The 18,638-nt window shown below is 48.7% G+C and carries 22 protein-coding genes; 21 read left to right on the top strand and 1 reads right to left on the bottom strand.

Annotation, left to right across the window (positions count from 1 at the left end; genetic code table 11):
* Position 1 precedes the first annotated feature (1 nt).
* The 14 genes from DWY25_RS01025 to DWY25_RS00960 all read left to right on the top strand — a co-directional run bounded on the left by DWY25_RS01025 (position 2) and on the right by DWY25_RS00960 (position 11,089).
* Positions 2–1,297: an AAA family ATPase gene (locus DWY25_RS01025; RefSeq protein WP_117892588.1), complete on the top strand. Its 1,296-nt coding sequence runs from the start codon at positions 2–4 to the stop codon at positions 1,295–1,297.
* Entirely contained in the window at positions 1,297–2,415 is a 1,119-nt protein-coding gene (locus DWY25_RS01020; RefSeq protein WP_117892585.1) for an ATP-binding protein, read from the top strand. The genes DWY25_RS01025 and DWY25_RS01020 overlap by 1 nt, the downstream gene beginning before the upstream one ends.
* Positions 2,416–2,429: 14 nt before the next feature.
* Positions 2,430–2,936 carry a DUF669 domain-containing protein gene (locus DWY25_RS01015; RefSeq protein ID WP_244925898.1) on the top strand — a complete coding sequence of 169 codons (507 nt, stop codon included), beginning with the start codon at positions 2,430–2,432 and terminating at the stop codon, positions 2,934–2,936.
* Positions 2,937–2,949: 13 nt separating this feature from the next.
* Positions 2,950–4,539 carry a DEAD/DEAH box helicase gene (locus DWY25_RS01010; RefSeq protein ID WP_117892582.1) on the top strand — a complete coding sequence of 530 codons (1,590 nt, stop codon included), beginning with the start codon at positions 2,950–2,952 and terminating at the stop codon, positions 4,537–4,539.
* Between the two features lie 3 nt (positions 4,540–4,542).
* Entirely contained in the window at positions 4,543–6,753 is a 2,211-nt protein-coding gene (locus DWY25_RS01005; RefSeq protein WP_117892579.1) for an AAA family ATPase, read from the top strand.
* A gap of 494 nt (positions 6,754–7,247) precedes the next feature.
* Positions 7,248–7,640, top strand: coding sequence for a RusA family crossover junction endodeoxyribonuclease (locus DWY25_RS00995; RefSeq protein WP_117892573.1), 393 nt, complete (start codon positions 7,248–7,250; stop codon positions 7,638–7,640).
* Positions 7,637–7,810 carry a hypothetical protein gene (locus DWY25_RS17660; RefSeq protein ID WP_181981635.1) on the top strand — a complete coding sequence of 58 codons (174 nt, stop codon included), beginning with the start codon at positions 7,637–7,639 and terminating at the stop codon, positions 7,808–7,810. The genes DWY25_RS00995 and DWY25_RS17660 overlap by 4 nt, the downstream gene beginning before the upstream one ends.
* A 256-nt stretch (positions 7,811–8,066) precedes the next feature.
* On the top strand, positions 8,067–8,399 hold the full coding sequence (locus tag DWY25_RS00990; protein WP_117892570.1) for a hypothetical protein: 333 nt from the start codon (positions 8,067–8,069) through the stop codon (positions 8,397–8,399).
* Between the two features lie 70 nt (positions 8,400–8,469).
* On the top strand, positions 8,470–8,892 hold the full coding sequence (locus DWY25_RS00985) for a hypothetical protein (protein ID WP_117892567.1): 423 nt from the start codon (positions 8,470–8,472) through the stop codon (positions 8,890–8,892).
* A gap of 141 nt (positions 8,893–9,033) precedes the next feature.
* Positions 9,034–9,534: a class I SAM-dependent methyltransferase gene (locus DWY25_RS00980; protein WP_117892564.1), complete on the top strand. Its 501-nt coding sequence runs from the start codon at positions 9,034–9,036 to the stop codon at positions 9,532–9,534.
* A 7-nt stretch (positions 9,535–9,541) separates the two neighbouring features.
* Positions 9,542–9,745 carry a hypothetical protein gene (locus tag DWY25_RS00975; protein ID WP_147336643.1) on the top strand — a complete coding sequence of 68 codons (204 nt, stop codon included), beginning with the start codon at positions 9,542–9,544 and terminating at the stop codon, positions 9,743–9,745.
* Between the two features lie 20 nt (positions 9,746–9,765).
* Positions 9,766–10,194, top strand: a complete 429-nt coding sequence (locus DWY25_RS00970) for a sigma factor-like helix-turn-helix DNA-binding protein (protein WP_181981634.1) — start codon at positions 9,766–9,768, stop codon at positions 10,192–10,194.
* 296 nt (positions 10,195–10,490) lie between these two features.
* Entirely contained in the window at positions 10,491–10,745 is a 255-nt protein-coding gene (locus tag DWY25_RS00965) for an AbrB/MazE/SpoVT family DNA-binding domain-containing protein (protein WP_117892555.1), read from the top strand.
* Complete coding sequence (locus tag DWY25_RS00960; protein ID WP_117892552.1) at positions 10,742–11,089, top strand: type II toxin-antitoxin system PemK/MazF family toxin; 348 nt, start codon at positions 10,742–10,744, stop codon at positions 11,087–11,089. Before DWY25_RS00965 ends, DWY25_RS00960 begins: the two co-directional genes overlap by 4 nt.
* Before the next feature lie 178 nt (positions 11,090–11,267).
* Here the strand turns inward: DWY25_RS00960 and DWY25_RS00955 are convergent, their stop codons facing one another.
* Complete coding sequence (locus DWY25_RS00955) at positions 11,268–11,753, bottom strand: sporulation initiation factor Spo0A C-terminal domain-containing protein (protein WP_117892550.1); 486 nt, start codon at positions 11,751–11,753, stop codon at positions 11,268–11,270.
* Between the two features lie 154 nt (positions 11,754–11,907).
* On the opposite strand from DWY25_RS00955, the gene DWY25_RS00950 reads away from it, so the two are divergent.
* The 7 genes from DWY25_RS00950 to DWY25_RS00920 all read left to right on the top strand — a co-directional run bounded on the left by DWY25_RS00950 (position 11,908) and on the right by DWY25_RS00920 (position 18,629).
* Complete coding sequence (locus DWY25_RS00950) at positions 11,908–12,345, top strand: hypothetical protein (protein ID WP_117892547.1); 438 nt, start codon at positions 11,908–11,910, stop codon at positions 12,343–12,345.
* Positions 12,314–13,582, top strand: a complete 1,269-nt coding sequence (locus DWY25_RS00945) for a PBSX family phage terminase large subunit (RefSeq protein WP_117892544.1) — start codon at positions 12,314–12,316, stop codon at positions 13,580–13,582. The genes DWY25_RS00950 and DWY25_RS00945 overlap by 32 nt, the downstream gene beginning before the upstream one ends.
* Before the next feature lies 1 nt (position 13,583).
* On the top strand, positions 13,584–15,020 hold the full coding sequence (locus tag DWY25_RS00940; RefSeq protein ID WP_117892540.1) for a phage portal protein: 1,437 nt from the start codon (positions 13,584–13,586) through the stop codon (positions 15,018–15,020).
* Entirely contained in the window at positions 15,013–16,728 is a 1,716-nt protein-coding gene (locus tag DWY25_RS00935; protein ID WP_117892537.1) for a minor capsid protein, read from the top strand. Before DWY25_RS00940 ends, DWY25_RS00935 begins: the two co-directional genes overlap by 8 nt.
* The gene (locus tag DWY25_RS00930; protein WP_117892534.1) at positions 16,728–16,958 is read left to right on the top strand and encodes a hypothetical protein; all 231 of its coding nucleotides are present in this window, start codon (positions 16,728–16,730) and stop codon (positions 16,956–16,958) included. Before DWY25_RS00935 ends, DWY25_RS00930 begins: the two co-directional genes overlap by 1 nt.
* 153 nt (positions 16,959–17,111) lie before the next feature.
* A complete protein-coding gene (locus DWY25_RS00925) occupies positions 17,112–17,708 on the top strand; it encodes a phage scaffolding protein (RefSeq protein WP_181981633.1) in 597 nt (198 codons plus the stop codon).
* Between the two features lie 15 nt (positions 17,709–17,723).
* On the top strand, positions 17,724–18,629 hold the full coding sequence (locus DWY25_RS00920; RefSeq protein ID WP_117892528.1) for a capsid protein: 906 nt from the start codon (positions 17,724–17,726) through the stop codon (positions 18,627–18,629).
* The last annotated feature ends 9 nt before the right edge of the window (positions 18,630–18,638 follow it).

Below are 18,638 nucleotides of genomic sequence, written 5' to 3'. Positions count from 1 at the left end.
AATGGAAACAGTAAAAATAAATCAGCTCGAAATTGAAAACGTCAAGCGAGTCAAAGCGGTCAAGATTGAGCCAACAGCCAACGGCCTAACCGTCATCGGTGGCCGTAACAGCCAAGGTAAGACATCAGTCCTCGACAGCATTGCCTGGGCGCTGGGCGGTGATCGCTACAAGCCTTCGCAGGCACAACGGGACGGATCTGTCCTGCCTCCGCAGCTACACGTCGAGCTGTCCAACGGCCTGATCGTGGAGCGTAAAGGTAAAAACAGTGACCTCAAGGTTATTGATCCAAGCGGACGCAAAGGTGGCCAGCAGCTGCTTAATCAGTTTGTGGAGCAGCTGGCATTGGACTTGCCTAAGTTTATGAGTGCATCGGGCAAAGATAAAGCGCAGACGCTGCTGCAGATTATCGGCGTAGGTGACCAACTTGCCAAGTTGGAGATGGACGAGCAAAAGCTCTATCAAGAGCGGCTGTATATCGGACGTACTGCAGACCAGAAAGATAAATTTGCCAAGGAAATGGAGAGTTTTGAGGGTGTGCCGAAGGAACCAGTTTCGGCGTCCGAGCTGATCCGTCAGCAGCAGGATATCCTGGCCAAAAATGGTGAGAACCAACGGAAGCGCGAACGAGTATCTCAATATGAGTATCTGGTAAGCGCTAAAACAGAGGAAGTAGCTCGATTGCAGCAACAGCTACAGATTAAACAAGCCGAGCTGCAGCAGGCCCAAGCAGACCTGCAGATCGCAAAGACCTCTGCATTAGATCTGCATGACGAATCTACGGAGGAACTGGAGCGGAATATCACGGAAATCGATGAGATTAACCGGAAGGTAAGGGCCAACCTGGATAAAGAAAAAGCGGAAGAAGACGCTAGGATCTACAAAAACCAATACGACGCCCTGACTGTGCAGATCAACGATATCCGACAGGCAAAGGTGGATCTGCTTAAGGGAGCTGATCTGCCGCTGCCTGGGTTGTCAGTGCAGGATGGCGAGCTAATCTATCAGGGGTACAAGTGGGACAACATGTCCGGATCCGATCAGCTCAAGGTGGCCACAGCCATCGTCCGCAAGCTCAATCCACAGTGCGGTTTTGTCCTCTTGGACAAGCTCGAGCAGATGGATCTGCAGACGATGCAAGAGTTCGGCAGTTGGTTGGAGTCACAGGGGCTGCAGGCCATTGCGACACGGGTCAGCACCGGGGATGAGTGCTCAATCATTATTGAGGATGGCACGGTAGTCGGGCAGCCAATGGCATCAGTACCAGAAGCGCCGCGCTGGAAAGCAGGTGAGTTCTGATGTTTGAAATTTCCAACGGTAAGATTCAGACCGCAATTAAAACAGTTATTTACGGACCCGAGGGCATTGGTAAATCTACCTTTGCCTCCCGGTTTCCGGACCCTCTGTTTATCGACACGGAAGGCTCAACAAAATATATGGATGTTAAACGGCTTCCAGCACCGTCCAGCTGGTCGATGCTGATGCAGGAAGTCCAGTATGTTAAATCAACGCCAGGGCTTTGCAAGACGCTGGTGATTGATACCGCAGACTGGGCTGAGCAGATGTGTATCAAACAGATCTGCGCTCAAAAAAACTGGAGCGGCATTGAGGACGCCGGCTGGGGCAAGGGTTATACTTACTTAGCCGAAGAGTTTGGTAAGCTGCTTAATCTTTTAGAGGATGTCGTCAGATCAGGGATCAACGTTGTTGTAACGGCTCATGCCCAGATGCGTAAATTCGAGCAGCCTGACGAGCTGGGATCCTATGATCGTTGGGAGCTCAAGCTGCAGAAAAAGACAGCGCCAATGGTCAAAGAGTGGGCGGATATGGTGCTGTTTGCCAACTACAAGACGATCGTCGTCAATGTCGACGGACAGGGCGCAATCAAGGGTAAAAACAAAGCCCAGGGCGCAGGCCAGCGGGTCATGTACACGACCCATCACAGCTGTTGGGACGCGAAAAACCGCCATGGTCTTCCGGATGAGCTGCCGTTTGATTACACTGCTATCGCTCATTTATTTGCGGATCAAGCTGCAGTGCAGCCGCCGATCCAGCAACCAGTACAGGCACCGATCCAACCGGTACAACAGCCAGTCCAGGCAACACAGCCAGTCACTCAGCCAACACAGCTACTGCAGATGGATATCACCGCGGGAGAAGGAATCCAAGAAGGCCAGCTAGTGCAGCCTTATCCGCAGTTTGATGTTGATTATAGCGGAATACCGCAAGCATTAGTTGACTTAATGAAAAAGGACAATATCATGCCGATGCAGATCCAGCGTGTTGTGGCAGAAAAAGGATATTACCCTTTGGATACACCGATAAGCAATTATGATTCTGGGTTTATCCAGGCAGTGTTGGTCGCGGCCTGGGATCAGGTAGTCAATGCGATCTTACACTTAGATGTACCATTTTGAGGAGGAAATAAAAGATGACACAGTATAATCCTTACGCACAGCAGACACAGTACGGACAGCCGCAACAGAACCAAGAGGTAGAAAAAGCTTATGATTGGAATGACACAATCACAGAAGATGCTCGGGAGTTCATTTTACTTCCCGACGGTGATTATGAATTTGTTGTGGAATCCTTTGAACGCCAGCATTTTTCAGGAAGCGAGAAAATGCCGGCATGCCCTAAAGCGATTTTGAATATTCGCATACTTGCGCCGGAAGGTATTACTTATGTAAAACATCAATTATTACTGCACTCCCGTGTACAGTACCGTCTTTCTGAATTCTTTACTTCAATCGGTCAAAAGAAAAAAGGGCAACCAATGCGGATGAACTGGTCAGCAGTCCCTGGGGCGCATGGCCGTTGCAAACTTGGGCATCGGCTATATGAAGGAAATACATACAACGAAATCAAGCAGTTTTATCCGGCTCCAGAACCTGGTCAAACACCAAACGGGAATCAGTATACGCCAGGCGCATTTTAAAAGGTGATCGGTCATGGAATTAAGACCGTATCAATCAGAAGCCAAAACAGCCATATTTGAACAGTGGGACCAGGGGAAGAAAAAGACGCTCCTGGTCTTACCTACAGGCTGTGGTAAAACGATCGTCTTTGCCAAAGTCACGGAGGAATGTGTCCGACAGGGCAAACGTGTCCTGATCATGGCGCACCGCGGAGAATTGCTGGAACAAGCCTCAGACAAGATTATGAAAGCGACAGGGTTGGGCAGCGCTGTGGAAAAGGCGGAGGAATCCTGCCTGGGCAGCTGGTACCGGATTGTCGTTGGCTCAGTGCAGAGCTTAACCCGACCGCAGCGCCTAGCGAAATTTAAACAAGACTATTTTGATACCATCATTATCGACGAGGCGCACCACTGCCTCTCAGACAGCTACCAGAGAGTATTAGAGCACTTTCCAGACGCTGAGGTGCTTGGAGTTACAGCGACGCCGGATCGCGGCGACATGCGCAATCTAGGTCAATATTTCGAGTCACTAGCCTATGAGTACACGCTGCCGCAGGCAATCAAGAGCGGCTACCTGGTGCCGATCAAGGCAATGACTATACCACTACAGTTGGATCTGACAGGAGTTGGGATGCAATCGGGTGATTTTAAGGCAAGTGACTTGGGCACAGCATTGGATCCATACCTTTACCAGATTGCCGATGAGATGATCAAATACTGCAAAGATCGTAAGACAGTTGCTTTTCTTCCACTGGTCAAGACCAGTCAAAAATTCTGCGAGATCCTCAATCAAAAAGGTTTCAGGGCCGCGGAGGTGAATGGTGAGAGTTCCGATCGCGCGCAAGTTTTGGCTGACTATGATGCCGGTCGATATAACGTATTATGCAACAGTATGTTACTGACAGAGGGATGGGATTGCCCTACGGTGGACTGCATTATTGTGCTCCGTCCAACCAAGGTGAGAAGTCTATACAGTCAGATGGTGGGCAGAGGCACGCGCCTCGCACCGGAAAAGGCTGACTTGTTATTGCTGGACTTTCTTTGGCATACGGAGCGTCATGAATTATGTCACCCGGCGTCACTGATCTGTGAGAACGAAGAAGTTGCTAAAAAAATGACCGAGAATCTTGAAAAATCAGCAGGCTGTCCGATCGATTTAGAAGAAGCAGAAGAACAAGCATCGTCAGACGTTGTCGCAGAGCGTGAACAAGCACTAGCAGAGCAGCTGAAACAGATGAGAGCAAGAAAGAGAAAACTTGTGGATCCGCTGCAGTTTGAAATGAGTATCCAAGCCGAGGACTTATCAAGCTATGTCCCGGCATTTGGTTGGGAGTGTGCGCCGGCAAGCGATAAACAGAAAGCAGCACTTGAAAAATTAGGCATTATGCCGGATGAGATCGACAGTGCCGGCAAAGCAACAATGCTGCTTGATCGGTTGCATAAGCGGCAAGCGGAAGGATTGACAACGCCGAAACAGATTCGATTTTTAGAAGGCCGAGGTTTTAAGAATGTCGGAACCTGGCAGTTTGAAGCGGCCAGCAACATGATTAACCGGATCGCTGCTTGTGGATGGCATATCCCGCAAGGCGTTGATCCGCAAACATACACCCCAAAAGGAGAGTGAGCCATGATTGATATAAAAGAAATCTTAGAGTATATTGACCCGTCGGATTGTAGCTATCAGGAGTGGGTCAATGTCGGCATGGCGCTCAAACACGAGGGCCACACTGCAGCAGATTGGGATGCCTGGTCTGCCCGCGACGGTGACCGGTATCATGCCGGCGAATGCTTTAAAAAATGGGCGACATTTGAGGGCACTGGCACGCCTGTAACTGGCGGGACGATTGTGCAGATGGCAAAGGATCGCGGTTGGTCTCCAGCTTTATCCTCTGATCCTGGCTATAGTTTAGATTGGGACAGCGTGATCCAACAGGACGATGTTGTCATTGTGGACAAAGGATGGGTTGAGGGGCGAGAGATTAAAGAGCCTGTCAACTGGGATCCGGTCAAGGATCTGATAACATATCTTGAAACTTTGTTCGAATCCGATGAAAATGTGGGATATGTGACCCGTAGTTTTGAAAGAGACGGAAAGTATTTACCAACTAAAGGCTGCTGGGATCGTACTGCAGGACAGCTCATTGATGCGCTGATCAAATGTAAAGGCGATATCGGCGCTGTGCTGGGGGATTACAATCCAGAGGTAGGAGCTTGGATCCGGTTTAATCCGCTGGATGGCAAAGGTGTCAAAAACGATAATGTTATAGATTACCGGTTTGCGCTTGTCGAGTCCGACAGCACGGATCTGGAAAAACAAAACGCAATTATCCACGAGCTAGAGCTGCCAGTTGCGTGTCTGGTGTTTTCAGGCAAAAAGAGCGTTCATGCCATCGTCAGGGTGGACGCTGTCAACTATGACGAGTACCGCAAACGAGTCGACTATCTCTATACCGTATGTAAAAAGAACGGCCTGGAAATCGATCAGCAGAATAAAAATCCATCCCGGCTGTCCCGCATGCCGGGCGTGATCCGTGCAGGCAGAAAACAATTCCTGATGGAAACCAATATTGGCAAGGCCAACTGGGACGAATGGCGTGAGTGGATCGAAGCGGTCAACGACGATCTTCCAGATCCTGAGTCGCTGGAATCAGTCTGGGATAACTTGCCAGCATTGGCTGCGCCGCTGATCGACGGCGTACTGCGCCAGGGACACAAGATGTTGCTTGCTGGTCCGTCTAAAGCGGGAAAAAGCTTTTCTTTGATTGAGCTGTGTATTGCGATCGCTGAGGGCTCATCCTGGTTTGGATGGCCATGCACTCGTGGGCGGGTCTTATACGTCAACCTGGAGCTCGATCGTGCCAGCTGTCTTCACCGTTTTAAAGACGTTTATCAGGCGCTAGGGATAAAGCCGGAGCACCTCCAGAACATTGATATCTGGAACCTGCGAGGCCGCTCAGTGCCGATGGACAAGCTGGCTCCTAAGTTGATCCGAAGGGCAGCTAAAAAGGACTATATCGCCATTGTGATTGATCCAATCTATAAGGTCATTACCGGTGACGAAAACTCAGCTGATCAGATGGCTAACTTTTGTAATCAATTTGACAAGGTCTGCACAGAGCTGGGAGTTGCGGTAATCTACTGCCATCATCACAGCAAGGGCAGCCAGGGCAGCAAACGCAGTATGGACCGTGCGTCTGGATCTGGAGTCTTTGCCCGAGATCCTGATGCGCTGCTGGATCTCATTGAGCTTGATCTGCCGGAGAGCCTGCAAAAGCAACAGGACGATCAGATGGTCTGCCGAATATGCAAAGACTACCTGCAGCGTGCTGGGCAGCTGTACAAGCTATCCCAGGACGATCAGTGCAGCGCTTCGCGGATGACGCAGACCTGCAGGGAGACGTTTGACGATCGGGAGTATCAATGTATCTGTGATGAGATTAACGCCGCTAGAACGGCAATGCAGGGGCGCACAGCGTGGCGGATCGAGGGCACATTACGAGAGTTTCCTAAGTTTGCGCCAGTCAACCTCTGGTTTGATTATCCCGTGCATCATGTGGACAATGTTGGGGTTTTGGCGGATGTAGAACCGGACGGAGAAGTGCCGGCCTGGAAGAAAGCCCAGGAGAAGCGGAAGCCACCAGGTGAGAAAAAAGCAGAACGAAAGGCAGCCATTGAAACAGCTTATAGCGCATGTACGATCGATGGTGATGTGACCGTCGAAGCCCTTGCGGAATACATGGGAACATCAGAAAAAACAGTCCGCAGAAAGCTAAAAGAACATGATAGTTTTGTGATTGAAAATGGCATTGTGAAGCTGAGGGACAAGGGACAAAATTAGAAATTGTCCCTGTCTCATCGGGGGACAAAAGGGACAAATTACGTTTTTGTCCCTGTCCCTAGAAAATTGCAGGGACGGACAAATATATGTTTTTGTCTGTCTGTCCCTAGGGACAAAAATCGGGACAAAATATATTACTACGTAATATATTAGTGTCCCTGTCCCTGACGGGTCAGTAAGGGGTACAGGAACAAGGGGCGTGTGACGTCCGCCCCCTTGTAACCCTGTCCCCTAACTCACTGACAAAAAAATTTGACCCTGGAAGGAGAACTTGAAAAAAATGAAAGTGAACATTACACCGCATCGCCCTGGTCAGGGTGGCATCCTTTGCTTGCCGATGCTTAAAAACATCCCAAACGGAAGGGAAGGATGGAAAAAGACGACCTGCCCAATTTGTGGGTGCGAATGTTGGATCACACCTGGGCATGTAGAGGCCATGTCAAAAGATCCCGAGCTTAAAGCAGCCTGCACGGAGTGCGCGATACGGAGTGGCAATGCTTGAGTTTTTTCTACCGATAATTCCGCCGACAGTAACTGCCCAGGAACACAAGGTTACTGTGGTCAACGGTAAGCCGCGATTCTACGACCCAGCAGAGCTCAAAGCGGCGCGTAACAAGCTGACTGGGGCACTTGCCTACCACAGACCTGATACACCGCTCAGAGGAGCTCTGAGGCTTGTGGTTAAGTGGTGCTTCCCAGCAGGTAAACACCAAGACGGCACGTACAAGGACACCCGGCCAGACACTGACAATCTGCAAAAGCTGCTCAAGGACTGCATGACTACTTGCGGATATTGGCGAGATGATGCCCAGGTGGCCAGTGAGATCTGCGAGAAATTCTGGGCAACGATACCAGGGATTTATATCAAAGTGGAGGAGATATCATGAGCAAGACATTAGACGACGCCTACAAGGCGCTCAACTGGATGGGCACCAACATGCGACCGGTACGCATCAATGACATGGACACAGGATACAAGATGGAGCTAACGGTTAAAGCTGCTCTGGATGAGCTCAAGGCAAGAGAGCAAAAGGAGCAAAGAGATGAAATGCAGTGAATGTAAGTGGTGTGTTGTTATATACCGCAGCAATGGTAATCGCTGGTCATGGGGAAGAAAACGTTATTTTTGTAAGCATCCAGAAGTATCTGAACCAGATCGGCGATCAAACCATATGAAAGCCTTCATAGCTTTTGGAATTAATTCAGCAGAAAGTCCTATTGATATCAGAACAGCGCCCAGGTGGTGTCCGTTAAAACAAAACGATGATTTACAACATCCGGAGCCCTAAAAAGGGGACGAGAAGGAGAAAAAAATGAATAAATATCAAGAAGCGTTGGATTTTCTCTGCGATCACGCAATGGAGTACATTGAAGACTTCGATTGGGAAGAGTATGATTGCGGCGATTATTACCCTTTAGACAAAGAAACACTTAACACAAATAAGTCCGTGCTACAGGAGCTTATTGACAGAGCAATGCCCATGGAGCCCAACGAAGAAACGGCCACTGCTGAATTTATAAATGATTATCCAACGACGGTAATGATATACCGCTGTGCAAAATGTTGCGAAATAGTACATCCGTTTGATGGGGACTTGTATTGCAGGCATTGCGGTCAGGCGTTGGATTGGAGCGACGACCAATGATCCCCGCGCTGCTCGCCGTCGCGTTTGTGGTTGCGGTGCTGATCATTGACAGGATCGGAGGTGATCAATAATGCCAATTAAAAACTACACGACAACAATCAAAGCGTCAAAGACTATCGGCGAGATCCAAGAGATTCTCGCTTCGCGGGGCGCACGTCAGATCATGATTGACTACCAAGACGGTCGTGCTAATCGTGTTTGCTTTACAATTGATACGCCTATCGGATTGCAGGCGGTAGTTCTGCCGGTTCAGCCCGATCGGGTTCTCGCAGTGCTTAAACGCGATGGAGTTAAGGCTGATTATACCCGCGCTGAAAATGTAGCGTGGCGTATCGCAAAAGATTGGCTTGTGGATCAGCTTGCGATCTTGGATACCGAGATGGTCACTATTGATCAGGTGTTACTGCCATACTTTGTTGATCGATCTGGTCGATCGGTGTATGAGCTGTATGGCAGCGGACAACTGATGATTGCAGGAGGTGACCTGCCATGACCTCCGCTGAGCTCCAGGCGGCCATCCTGGCCACGCAAAAGCAGATCAGGGATACAATGTCGCCGCTGCGCAAAAGAGACCTGCAGCGCCATTTGGCGAGGCTCAGACGCAAGCTGCGGGCGATAGAGAGGATGTAACAGGATGATCGAAGAAAAGAAGATACTGGATGTCACGTGCGGGTCAAAAACTATTTGGTTTAATAAAAACCATCCCAGTGTGGTTTACTGCGATAAAAGAAATGAGCGACTTATGAGTATTTGGAAATCCACATCGCGCGACTCGGAACGAAAGTGCTGCGTTGAACCAGATATTCAGTGCGACTTTACTGAGCTCCCATTTCCGGATGATACGTTCAAGCTGGTCATTTTTGATCCGCCTCACTTAGAAAAAGTAGGTGATAACGCTTGGCTCGCTAAAAAATACGGAAAATTGGGGGAAGACTGGCAGCAAATGATTCACGATGGATTCTGCGAATGCATGAGAGTTCTTGAGCCTTATGGGGTACTGATATTCAAGTGGAATGAATTTGACATCCCTGCAAACGATGTTTGGCAAGCGATAGGAAGAAAGCCACTATTTGGGCATCACAGTGGCAAGAAAAGTAAAACGTTCTGGGCGTGTTACATGAAAGGTGTGGAATAGGTTGCCGATGAAGAATCTTGAAAAATATGCCGCGGCCTTGTGCAAGCAATTTAGCCGATCAGATCCGTGCGTCTTAGGCGCGGATACCGACTGTGATTACTGCGAGCTTCTGGGTATATGCTACAACCCTGACAAGCTGCTGGCGTTTATGATGCAGCCAGCGGATGAGGATGATCAGCAGCTCCTGCAGGAGCCACAAGGCACAGTATAACCGATAGAGGAGGGATGGCGGTGGACGAGAGGATCAAACGGACAAAGGATAAGCTGCGGGTGTACGGGTCATACTCCCGTGAGATTAGCAAGTTACGAGTATGGCTGCTTGATCTTAGCACCTATCTTTGGCTGCATGAGGACTGGCCAGAGCAGGCAGCCAGAGAGATGCGCATCAGAGGCTTAGATAACAAGCATCCACCAGGTCAGCAACTCTGCGTGCAAAAGGCAGCCATCGAGGCGCAGCTGGAGCAGTTAAGAGCTGCAAGGTCTGCTTTAGGACTGGATGACTGGCTTGACAGTTTAAGCCAGGACGATCGTCAGATCATCCAGCTAGTTTACGAGGAGGGGTACAGCTATCAGGCAGCTGCGCCCATGGTCAATCTCTCAAAGTCCGGGATTGATTATCGAATCAATGTAATTTGCAAAAGTCAGGACGCGTCCAGTTGACTTTTGTGGTACTATACGCGTGTAAGATGCCAGTGGGTATCTACAGCCGCCCGGAGCACCTGCATGGACTCCGGCCGGATTTACACAGGACAGTACCGCCGGCACCTCTGCTTGCAAGCGTACCAGTGGTGGTCAGCATACTAAGCACTCAGTGATGGGTGCTTTTTTGTTGAAAAGCCTTGATAAAAGTATAAACAATGTATATACTATATGTGGAGAGAGCGAAAGAGAAACAGAAAGTGATTGATGGAGGACGAAAGGAGAGCATATCATCTTCGTGATATGTTAAAAAAAGCATGACAATTAAAAATTTGAAAATCAAAAGATGGGGCAACGGAAGTGGAATTCTTCTTCCTAAAGTCTTATTGGACATGTTTTCATTAAAACCGGATGATTCATTCTCAGTTGTTGTTGAGAATGATCAGATTGTTCTCTCCCCGGTCAAAAGGAAACATTTGACTTTAGCAGAAAGGTTTGCAAACTATTCAGGTAGTGCGGAACCCCAAGGGGAATTCTGGACGGATGATCCTGTCGGGAAGGAGCAGTTTTGAAACAAAGCAGAGTATTATTCAACCAAGGGGATATCGTATCTATTGATTTCAACCCTACAAAAGGCCATGAACAAGCTGGAAGAAGACCAGCAGTCGTAGTATCCAATGAAGATTATCAGAAGAACATAGGGATGTGTCTTGTATGTCCAATTACGAACACTATTCGTGAATACCCTACGCATGTAATCTTAGACGACAGAACTTACACAACAGGTTGTGTGTTGTGTGAGCAATTACGAGCAATAGATCCTTCTGCCCGTAATACCAATTTTGTTGAGAAGATGCCATTTGATCTGATTGATGAGGTACTGGATATTATTGACTCATTCTTCGAAGTCGCTTAACAAGCGGCTTTTTCTTTTGGTTTCCGGTCGGTTCTTTCTCCTTCCCCGACTGGATGAGGCAGGCGCTCCTTTCCCCCTCTTACTTTCTGACCTCCCTTTCTTTTATACTTTAGCCTGCAAACTCACAGCCTCGCGTATCGCCTTGCGGGGTTTTAAATTGAAAAAATAGGCACGAGGCCTATTTGACGGGATGGCGTGGGATGATGCATCGTTTATGTACGATATCACTCATCACAAGCAAAAACTGCAAATTGGTGGGCTTGCCTTTGGCGGACAAGATGGTGTTGCCAAAATACTTTGATAACACACTGGCATCGCCTCGGGTCCAGGCTCCCTCGATTGATGTGCGGATGTTGCGCTCGACGCGCGTGGCTGTAGTGTGATGAGCGGTAGCTACTTTTGGGTAGAGACGGCCCTTGAGATTTTGCAACAGTGTCTGATCTAACACCGCATAAGTCAGAGCACTGGCCAACAGGTTGTAGCCTTGGTTGACGATGCCGCACTCCTTGAGCAGCTCCACAGCGATGCCATGGATGACAAGAGCGTCAACTCGATCATCCTCGTCCGGTGTAAGATCAAAAAACTGCTCAAGAGTGTTAAGCAAGGCCATATAAACATCCAGCCTATGTACACAGCTTAAGCAGTGTTCAGGTAATATTTCCATATTTTTCCTCCTTTCAAAGTTATTTTAATTTGAGAGTATAACTAATAACACCGGATTTAAGCCGTATAAAGCATAAAAATTAAAATAACAGACAAATGTTGTCTAAAATCAACGAAATTGTCGAAAAGTGTCGATTACATCAGGAGGTGATAGGATGCGCGGTAAATATGAGACCCATGTTAAGCCTAAGCTGGATCTGATCGCTCAGTGGGCGCGTGATGGCTCGATTGAGCGGGACATCGCAAAAAAGCTCGGCGTGTCCGAGAGCACATTCAGCGGATACAAAAAAGAGCATGAGGAGTTGCTGCAGACGCTCACTGTCAACAAAGAGGTTGCGGATGCCCGTGTTGAGAGTGCGTTGTACAAGCGGGCGATTGGATATGAGTATGATGAGGTGTGCACTGAGGTTGGTCCTGATGGTACAAAGACCAAAACAACAACCAAGCAGGTAGCACCTGACGTCACAGCGCAGATCTACTGGCTCAATAACCGCCGGCCGGATCGCTGGCGCAACAAGCAGGACATCAGCATTGAGGGCGCATCCAAAGTGGAGATTATCAATGACATCCCAAAACCTACCGACCCGGATTAAACTGACGGAGCTAATCGCCCCGTCTTTTTACGATCTGTACTGGGATATCACAGAGCACAAGCACACTCATTACAAGCTGGCCGGCGGCCGTGGATCCACCAAGTCCTCGTTTATCAGCATCATGATTGTGCTAGGCATGATGTCCAATCCGGACGCCAACGCGATGGTGCTGCGTAAGGTCGGACGCTACTTGGAGGAGTCAGTCTTTGAACAGTTGTTGTGGGCGATCGAAAAGCTCGGTGTCGATCACCTTTGGCGGCCTAAATACTCACCTCTTGGTTTAACCTATTTGCCGACCGGACAGCGCATCGTATTTAGAGGAGCTGATGAGCCAAAAAAGATTAAATCCGTCAAACTGCAGCATGGCTACTTTGCCTATACGTGGTATGAGGAGCGGGATGAGTTTGACGGGGACGAGGAGGAGCGCACGATCAATCAGTCCCTGATGCGCGGTGGTGATCGGTATTGGGTGTTTTATTCATGGAACCCGCCTAAGAGTATCAACAATTGGGTTAACCAGGACGTGCTTCTGCCGCGAGAGGACACGATCGTCCATCACAGCGATTACCGATCGGTTCCACAGGAGTGGCTCGGTCCTCAGTTTTATGTCGAGGCTGAGGAGCTTAAACGCAACAAGCCGATGGCTTACCGGCACGAGTATCTCGGTGAGGCAACCGGTACAGGCGGTCAGGTATTCGATAACGTTACGATCCGGGAGATTGCGGACGATGAGCTGGCAGTCTTTGACAAGATCCATCATGGCCTGGATTTTGGTTTTGCGGCGGATCCGCTGGCTTATGTTAAAAATCACTTTGATAAGACGCGCCGACGTCTTTTTATTTTCGGCGAGTTGTATCAGGTGGGACTGTCCAACGCTAAGGCGGTCCAGCAGATCAAACTGTTGAACCCGCTCAACCAGTTAGTTGTCGCGGACAGTGAGGACCCGCGGACAATCAACGAGTTTAGGGAGCTGGGCCTGCGGATCATCGGCGCAAAAAAAGGGCCGGGATCCGTTGATCATGGGATCAAGTGGCTGCAGGATCTCAACGAGATCATCATTGACCCTCGCTATTGCCCAAACACAGCCCGGGAGTTTAGCAGTTGCGAGTTGGAGCGAGATAAAAACGGTAACTTTAAAGGCAGCTACCCAGATAAAGACAACCACAGCATTGACGCCACCAGGTACAGCCTGGAGGATCAGATGATCAAACGAGGCACAAGGATAGGAGGCTGGTAAAATGGATTTACAAAAGGCGCAAAAGCTGCTTAACGCGGCGTTTAGAGATCGCGATCGGCAGTTGGCTGTCGCAAAGAGCGGTGAGGAGTATTACCACAACCGATCCAAGATTAAACAGACAGGAGCTGCGGCGATTGACGAGATCAATCGCTTTTTATGTGATCTGGGCAAAAATCCACTCAAGTCTGCCGATAATCGGATCCCAACTAACTACCACAAAGTCTTTGTTGATCAAAAAATCGGTTACCTCTTTACCTATCCTCCGCAGCTCGATATCGGCAGCCCACAGGCCAATGATCAACTCGCACAGACTTTAGGCAGCGATTTTGGCAGAGTGTTAAAAAAGCTGGGTTTGGATGCCTCCAACTGGGGGCGGGCGTGGCTGCATTACTACATCGACGAGCAGCAACAGCTGCAGTATCACTGGGTCAGTCCGGAGCAGATCCTGCCTGTTTACGATGTCAACAATATTAAGCTGCCGCTGAAATATCTGATCCGAACTTATGCGATGACCGACGATGCAGGTGAGACTTATGAGCGGTATGAGATCTGGGATGACAAAGAGTGTAGCTATTTCTTGCGCAAAACATCAGAGCTGCTCAAAGACGTCAAGCCAGAGCAGCACCCTGAGCAATCCGGTTTTACCGGTCCCAAGGTATTGCCTAACCGGTTCGGCAAGATTCCGTTTATTGAATTTAGAAATAATGCCGATGCGACCAGTGATCTGGAAATGTATCAGGATCTGATCGATGTCTATGACAAGGTGTTTTCCGGATTCGCCAATGATATTGATGACATTCAAGAGATCATTTACGTTATCAAGAACTATCAGGGTGCTCGTGAGCAAACTGTCTATGACAAGGAGGGTAACCCTAAGCATGTACCGCTGGATCCGCTGCAGATGCTCAAGGCATCGAAGTGGATCGGCGTCGACGAGAACGGCGGCCTTGAGGTTGTCCACGGTGATATCCCACACGAAGCCCGCAGTAAGTTTATCGAGCTGCTCAAGGTGCAGCTTTACATCGCAGCCATGGCGGTGGATCCTAACCCGGACAAGATCGGCAACGCGTCCGGGGCTTACCTGGACTATCTCTATCAGCTCTTGGAGCTTAAAGCTGGCATGATGGAGACAGAGTTTAGACCGCAGATCGACGAGCTGATCAGAGTAATCACCCGGTACACAGGATTAGGTGAGCCGTCAAAGATCGAGCAGACCTGGACACGCAACAAGCCTAAAAACTATCTGGAGATTGTGCAGATGATTGCGCAGACGCCAAGCTCCGTTATGTCGGACGAGACCAAAACCAAAGAGCACCCGCTGGTGGATAACTGGCAGGGCGAGCGTGAGCGGATTAAATCCGAAGAAAAAGATCGCAAGGAAGAAATGATGAAGCTGCCGCAGTTTGGTGGTGACCCGGAGGATCCGGTAGATGAGTAACAGCAGCGCTGATTATTGGAAGAAACGATCGGAGGATCGCTTTAAAGCCGCGGAGCGCACCGTCGAGGCGCAGCAAGAGGATCTGACACACTTTTTTGACGACGCGCTAAAGGACACTCAATCGGTTATCCGGGACTTTTGGGCACGCTATGCCAAGGATAACAAGATCAGCTACGCGGAAGCGCAGAAGTTACTGAACTTTGAAGAGTTAAAGGAGTTTAAAGGTGATCTTAAAACCTTTGAACAGCTCGCTCGTAGCTCTGTAGGGACGTTTAACTTGGAGCTGGAGAACTTGTCTACCAAATCCAGGATCACGCGCTATCAGGCTCTGGAGACCCAGCTAAAAGCGGTAATGGAAAACCTGACGGGCAAGACCGAGAAGATGATCCAGGATACCGCTGGCAAGGTTTGTGAGGACAGCTTTTACAAGACTCTGTTTGACATTGACCAGTATCGTGGATTTCACGAGGACTTCGTCGGGCTCGACGAGAACCTGATCAGGGAGATCATCAGCCAACCGGTTGCCGGGGCTACCTTTAGCCAGTCGATTTGGCGCAACCAACAGACTCTCAACTACCGTGTAAGGCAGACTTTAACAGACGCGATGGCTACGGGGCGCAATCCTTACGAGCTGTCAAAAGATTTTGCTAAGGAGTTTAACGTCGGACGATATGAGGCATATCGGTTGCTTTATACCGAGAGCGCTGCTGTCCATACTGATGCCCAGATGAGGGCTTATAAAGCCGATGGAGTAAAACAGTATGAGATCGTGGCCACGCTTGACAGCAAGACCAGCAAGATCTGTCAGGAGATGGATGGCAAGCAGTTTGATGTTGATAAAGCGCAAAAAGGCGAGAACTGCCCGCCCTTCCACCCATGGTGTCGCACGACGACTGCGCCGGTGACCGAGGGTTTGGAAGAGACGTGGACACGGGCTGCAAGAAGTAAAACGACGGGCAAGACTGAAAAAATTCCGGCCGGCATGAAGTACAAGGATTGGAAAGAAAAATACGGTGGATTGCACAGCAAAGTAAAGGGCTTAACAGGAAATTTGCAAAATTCAAAGAAATCAACACAGAACTTTAAATCTACTGTTGACTTAGAAAATTACGCAAAGAATAATCTCGGAATTAATAATGTAGATTTCTCAGGATTAGATTTTAATTCCACAGAAAAGGTTGTTAATGCCTTAGATTCAATTTTTCAAAGCTATCCTCAACTCAACGGAAAAATTACTGAAATAAAACAGTCTACCAATGGATTTATGGCAGCTTCGCCTTCGGCTGATCTTTCTAGCTATACGTTTAGCTTGAATCCAAATTTGTTTGCGGATCCCAGGAGGTTGCAGAGGACTCTAAATTACCAGGTAAAAAAAGCGTTTTACCATCCATCAACTACAGTAGAGTCGATTGTTTATCATGAAATAGGGCATGTTCTGGAAGGTGAATATATCAGGAGCATGACAACAGATACAAAAGTAATGGAATGGTTGTGGAATAGTAGTCAAGCAGCCACCAATGTACTTGAACTTGCTAGTATGCAGTGTTATTCTGATACTGATAAATGGAAAACTCTTTACTCTTTGATTTCAGATTATAGTAAAGACAGTCCAAGTGAAATGCTAGCAGAGTGTGTAGGGCTGGAGCTTTCTGGTCATGGTTTTGAATTCACAAAGGAAGTTTTGAAAATTCTAACAGGAGTGATTTAATGAAGAAGAAAATTGAAGATTACACAGATGAGGAATTATTTGAAATGGAATTCAATGAAGATCATCCTTTGTTTGAATTTTGCAAATTCTCAGAGTTAAGGCATTGGCTTAAGGAAAATGACGGGCGCTACATTAACGAACTTGTTGAGGGAGCACCAAGCTGGTGCAAAGCCGTTCTTGACGAGAAAATTGCAAACGAAGCAAAACCAGGACTACATACAAAATATTAATATTAGGTCGCAGAAAATGCGGCCTTTTATTATGCCCTAAGCATGGCACTAAACGGCTTGCTATCCCCAGCGTGTCGGGATATAAATGCACGCCAAGCGACAACCGCAGAGTGGCTGCGGATATATAAATTAAATCGCTCGCAAGGAGGGTATATGGATTTTTTGAAAGCATTATTTGGCGACAGTGCACTGACCTTTGACCAACTGGCCAGCGCAATCCAGGAACACAATGGCAAAGCCGAAAACAAGGAAAAGCAGATCAAAATCGGCAATATCGGTGATGGCAGCTATGTGTCATCCGACAAATTTAAAGCTAAAGAAACAGAGTTGGCCACCGCCAATACGACGATCAAAAACCTGCAGGGAGAGATTAAAAAGTGGGATGGTGTCGATGTCGAGACACTCAGGACCGCAGCTGCTAACTGGGAAACCAAGTATACCCAGGATACCGCTAAGATCCGCACGGACAGCGCTGTTGAGATTGCGCTTATGCGGGCAAAAGCTAAAAATCCAAAAGCTGCAAGAGCCCTGCTGGATGAGTCCAAGATCAAGCTGGACGGTGGCAAGGTGCTCGGGTTGGACGATCAGTTGGAAGCGCTGAAAAAGTCTGACGCGTACTTGTTTGACGTTGAGGCACCGGCAGGTGCAGATCCAGCTGCCGGAGGTTTTACGCCGCCTGCGGGTGGAGCTCCTAAAGGATCCGAGTTTAACTTTGGTTTTACCACATTAAAAGACATGCCAAAACAGTAGGAGGTATTCAAAATTATGGCAGTAGTAAACTATGCAGAACTGTATTCTAAAGCATTACTTCAAGCATTCCCGTATGTGCTTCATTTCGGAGCACTCTGGAACAGCCCGAACAAAGATATCTACAAGGTAGTTGATGCGGATACTATCAAGATTCCGCACATCACGACAAGCGGCCGAGTCGACGGTGATCGCGACACGATCGGCGGATTTACTCGCAACCATGACAACGAGTGGATCACAAAGCAGCTGCGCAATCATCGTACTTGGGAGACGCTGATCCATCCGATGGACGTCCAGCAGACCGGTGGTGTCATGGCCATTCAAAACGCCACTAAGGTGTACAACCAAGAACAGAAATTCCCAGAGATGGACGCCTACACGATCTCCGCGCTGTACTCTGATTACATCGTCAGCAATGCTGACAAGGTCGTCAAAGTGGATCTGACGGTTGATAACATTTTAACGGAGTTTGACAAGTTGATGGAGGCGATGGACGAGGCCCGCGTACCGCAGCAGGGACGCATTCTGTACGTTACTCCGCACGTCAAGACGCTGTTAAAACAGGCCAAGGATATCCAGCGAATTATCAGCGTCGAAGGCGGAGAAAAATCAGTCAATCGTAATGTCAGCCGCATTGACGAGGTCATGATTGAGCCGGCAGTACCGTCGGAACTCATGAAGACGGTTTATGATTTCACCAAAGGTTGGAAGGTCGGTGCATCGGCGCGTCAGCTGCACATGCTGCTGATCCATCCAACGGCCGTGCTGCCGTGTGTCAACTACACCTTTGCGGCGCTGGATGAGCCGTCCGCAAAGACTAAGGGCAAGCAGCTTTATTTTGAGGAGTCCTTTGAGGACATGTTTGCGCTGGACTACAAGATGGGTGCCATTGCCTTTGTCCAAGAGCCAGACGCAGCGTAAGGGGGTATT

The sequence above is a fragment of the Holdemania filiformis genome (genome assembly GCF_003459085.1).
GTDB lineage: Bacteria > Bacillota_I > Bacilli_A > Erysipelotrichales > Erysipelotrichaceae > Holdemania > Holdemania filiformis.
This window is presented reverse-complemented; position numbering and strand designations above follow the sequence as displayed.

What these genes read in the sequence shown, in the direction of transcription:
- DWY25_RS01025 (WP_117892588.1), top strand. Translation starts at nt 2, where the DNA reads ATGGAAACAGTAAAAATAAATCAGCTCGAAATTGAAAACGTCAAGCGA.
- DWY25_RS01020 (WP_117892585.1), top strand. Translation starts at nt 1,297, where the DNA reads ATGTTTGAAATTTCCAACGGTAAGATTCAGACCGCAATTAAAACAGTT.
- DWY25_RS01015 (WP_244925898.1), top strand. Translation starts at nt 2,430, where the DNA reads ATGACACAGTATAATCCTTACGCACAGCAGACACAGTACGGACAGCCG.
- DWY25_RS01010 (WP_117892582.1), top strand. Translation starts at nt 2,950, where the DNA reads ATGGAATTAAGACCGTATCAATCAGAAGCCAAAACAGCCATATTTGAA.
- DWY25_RS01005 (WP_117892579.1), top strand. Translation starts at nt 4,543, where the DNA reads ATGATTGATATAAAAGAAATCTTAGAGTATATTGACCCGTCGGATTGT.
- DWY25_RS00995 (WP_117892573.1), top strand. Translation starts at nt 7,248, where the DNA reads ATGCTTGAGTTTTTTCTACCGATAATTCCGCCGACAGTAACTGCCCAG.
- DWY25_RS17660 (WP_181981635.1), top strand. Translation starts at nt 7,637, where the DNA reads ATGAGCAAGACATTAGACGACGCCTACAAGGCGCTCAACTGGATGGGC.
- DWY25_RS00990 (WP_117892570.1), top strand. Translation starts at nt 8,067, where the DNA reads ATGAATAAATATCAAGAAGCGTTGGATTTTCTCTGCGATCACGCAATG.
- DWY25_RS00985 (WP_117892567.1), top strand. Translation starts at nt 8,470, where the DNA reads ATGCCAATTAAAAACTACACGACAACAATCAAAGCGTCAAAGACTATC.
- DWY25_RS00980 (WP_117892564.1), top strand. Translation starts at nt 9,034, where the DNA reads ATGATCGAAGAAAAGAAGATACTGGATGTCACGTGCGGGTCAAAAACT.
- DWY25_RS00975 (WP_147336643.1), top strand. Translation starts at nt 9,542, where the DNA reads ATGAAGAATCTTGAAAAATATGCCGCGGCCTTGTGCAAGCAATTTAGC.
- DWY25_RS00965 (WP_117892555.1), top strand. Translation starts at nt 10,491, where the DNA reads ATGACAATTAAAAATTTGAAAATCAAAAGATGGGGCAACGGAAGTGGA.
- DWY25_RS00955 (WP_117892550.1), bottom strand. Translation starts at nt 11,753, where the DNA reads ATGGAAATATTACCTGAACACTGCTTAAGCTGTGTACATAGGCTGGAT.
- DWY25_RS00950 (WP_117892547.1), top strand. Translation starts at nt 11,908, where the DNA reads ATGCGCGGTAAATATGAGACCCATGTTAAGCCTAAGCTGGATCTGATC.
- DWY25_RS00945 (WP_117892544.1), top strand. Translation starts at nt 12,314, where the DNA reads ATGACATCCCAAAACCTACCGACCCGGATTAAACTGACGGAGCTAATC.
- DWY25_RS00940 (WP_117892540.1), top strand. Translation starts at nt 13,584, where the DNA reads ATGGATTTACAAAAGGCGCAAAAGCTGCTTAACGCGGCGTTTAGAGAT.
- DWY25_RS00935 (WP_117892537.1), top strand. Translation starts at nt 15,013, where the DNA reads ATGAGTAACAGCAGCGCTGATTATTGGAAGAAACGATCGGAGGATCGC.
- DWY25_RS00930 (WP_117892534.1), top strand. Translation starts at nt 16,728, where the DNA reads ATGAAGAAGAAAATTGAAGATTACACAGATGAGGAATTATTTGAAATG.
- DWY25_RS00925 (WP_181981633.1), top strand. Translation starts at nt 17,112, where the DNA reads ATGGATTTTTTGAAAGCATTATTTGGCGACAGTGCACTGACCTTTGAC.
- DWY25_RS00920 (WP_117892528.1), top strand. Translation starts at nt 17,724, where the DNA reads ATGGCAGTAGTAAACTATGCAGAACTGTATTCTAAAGCATTACTTCAA.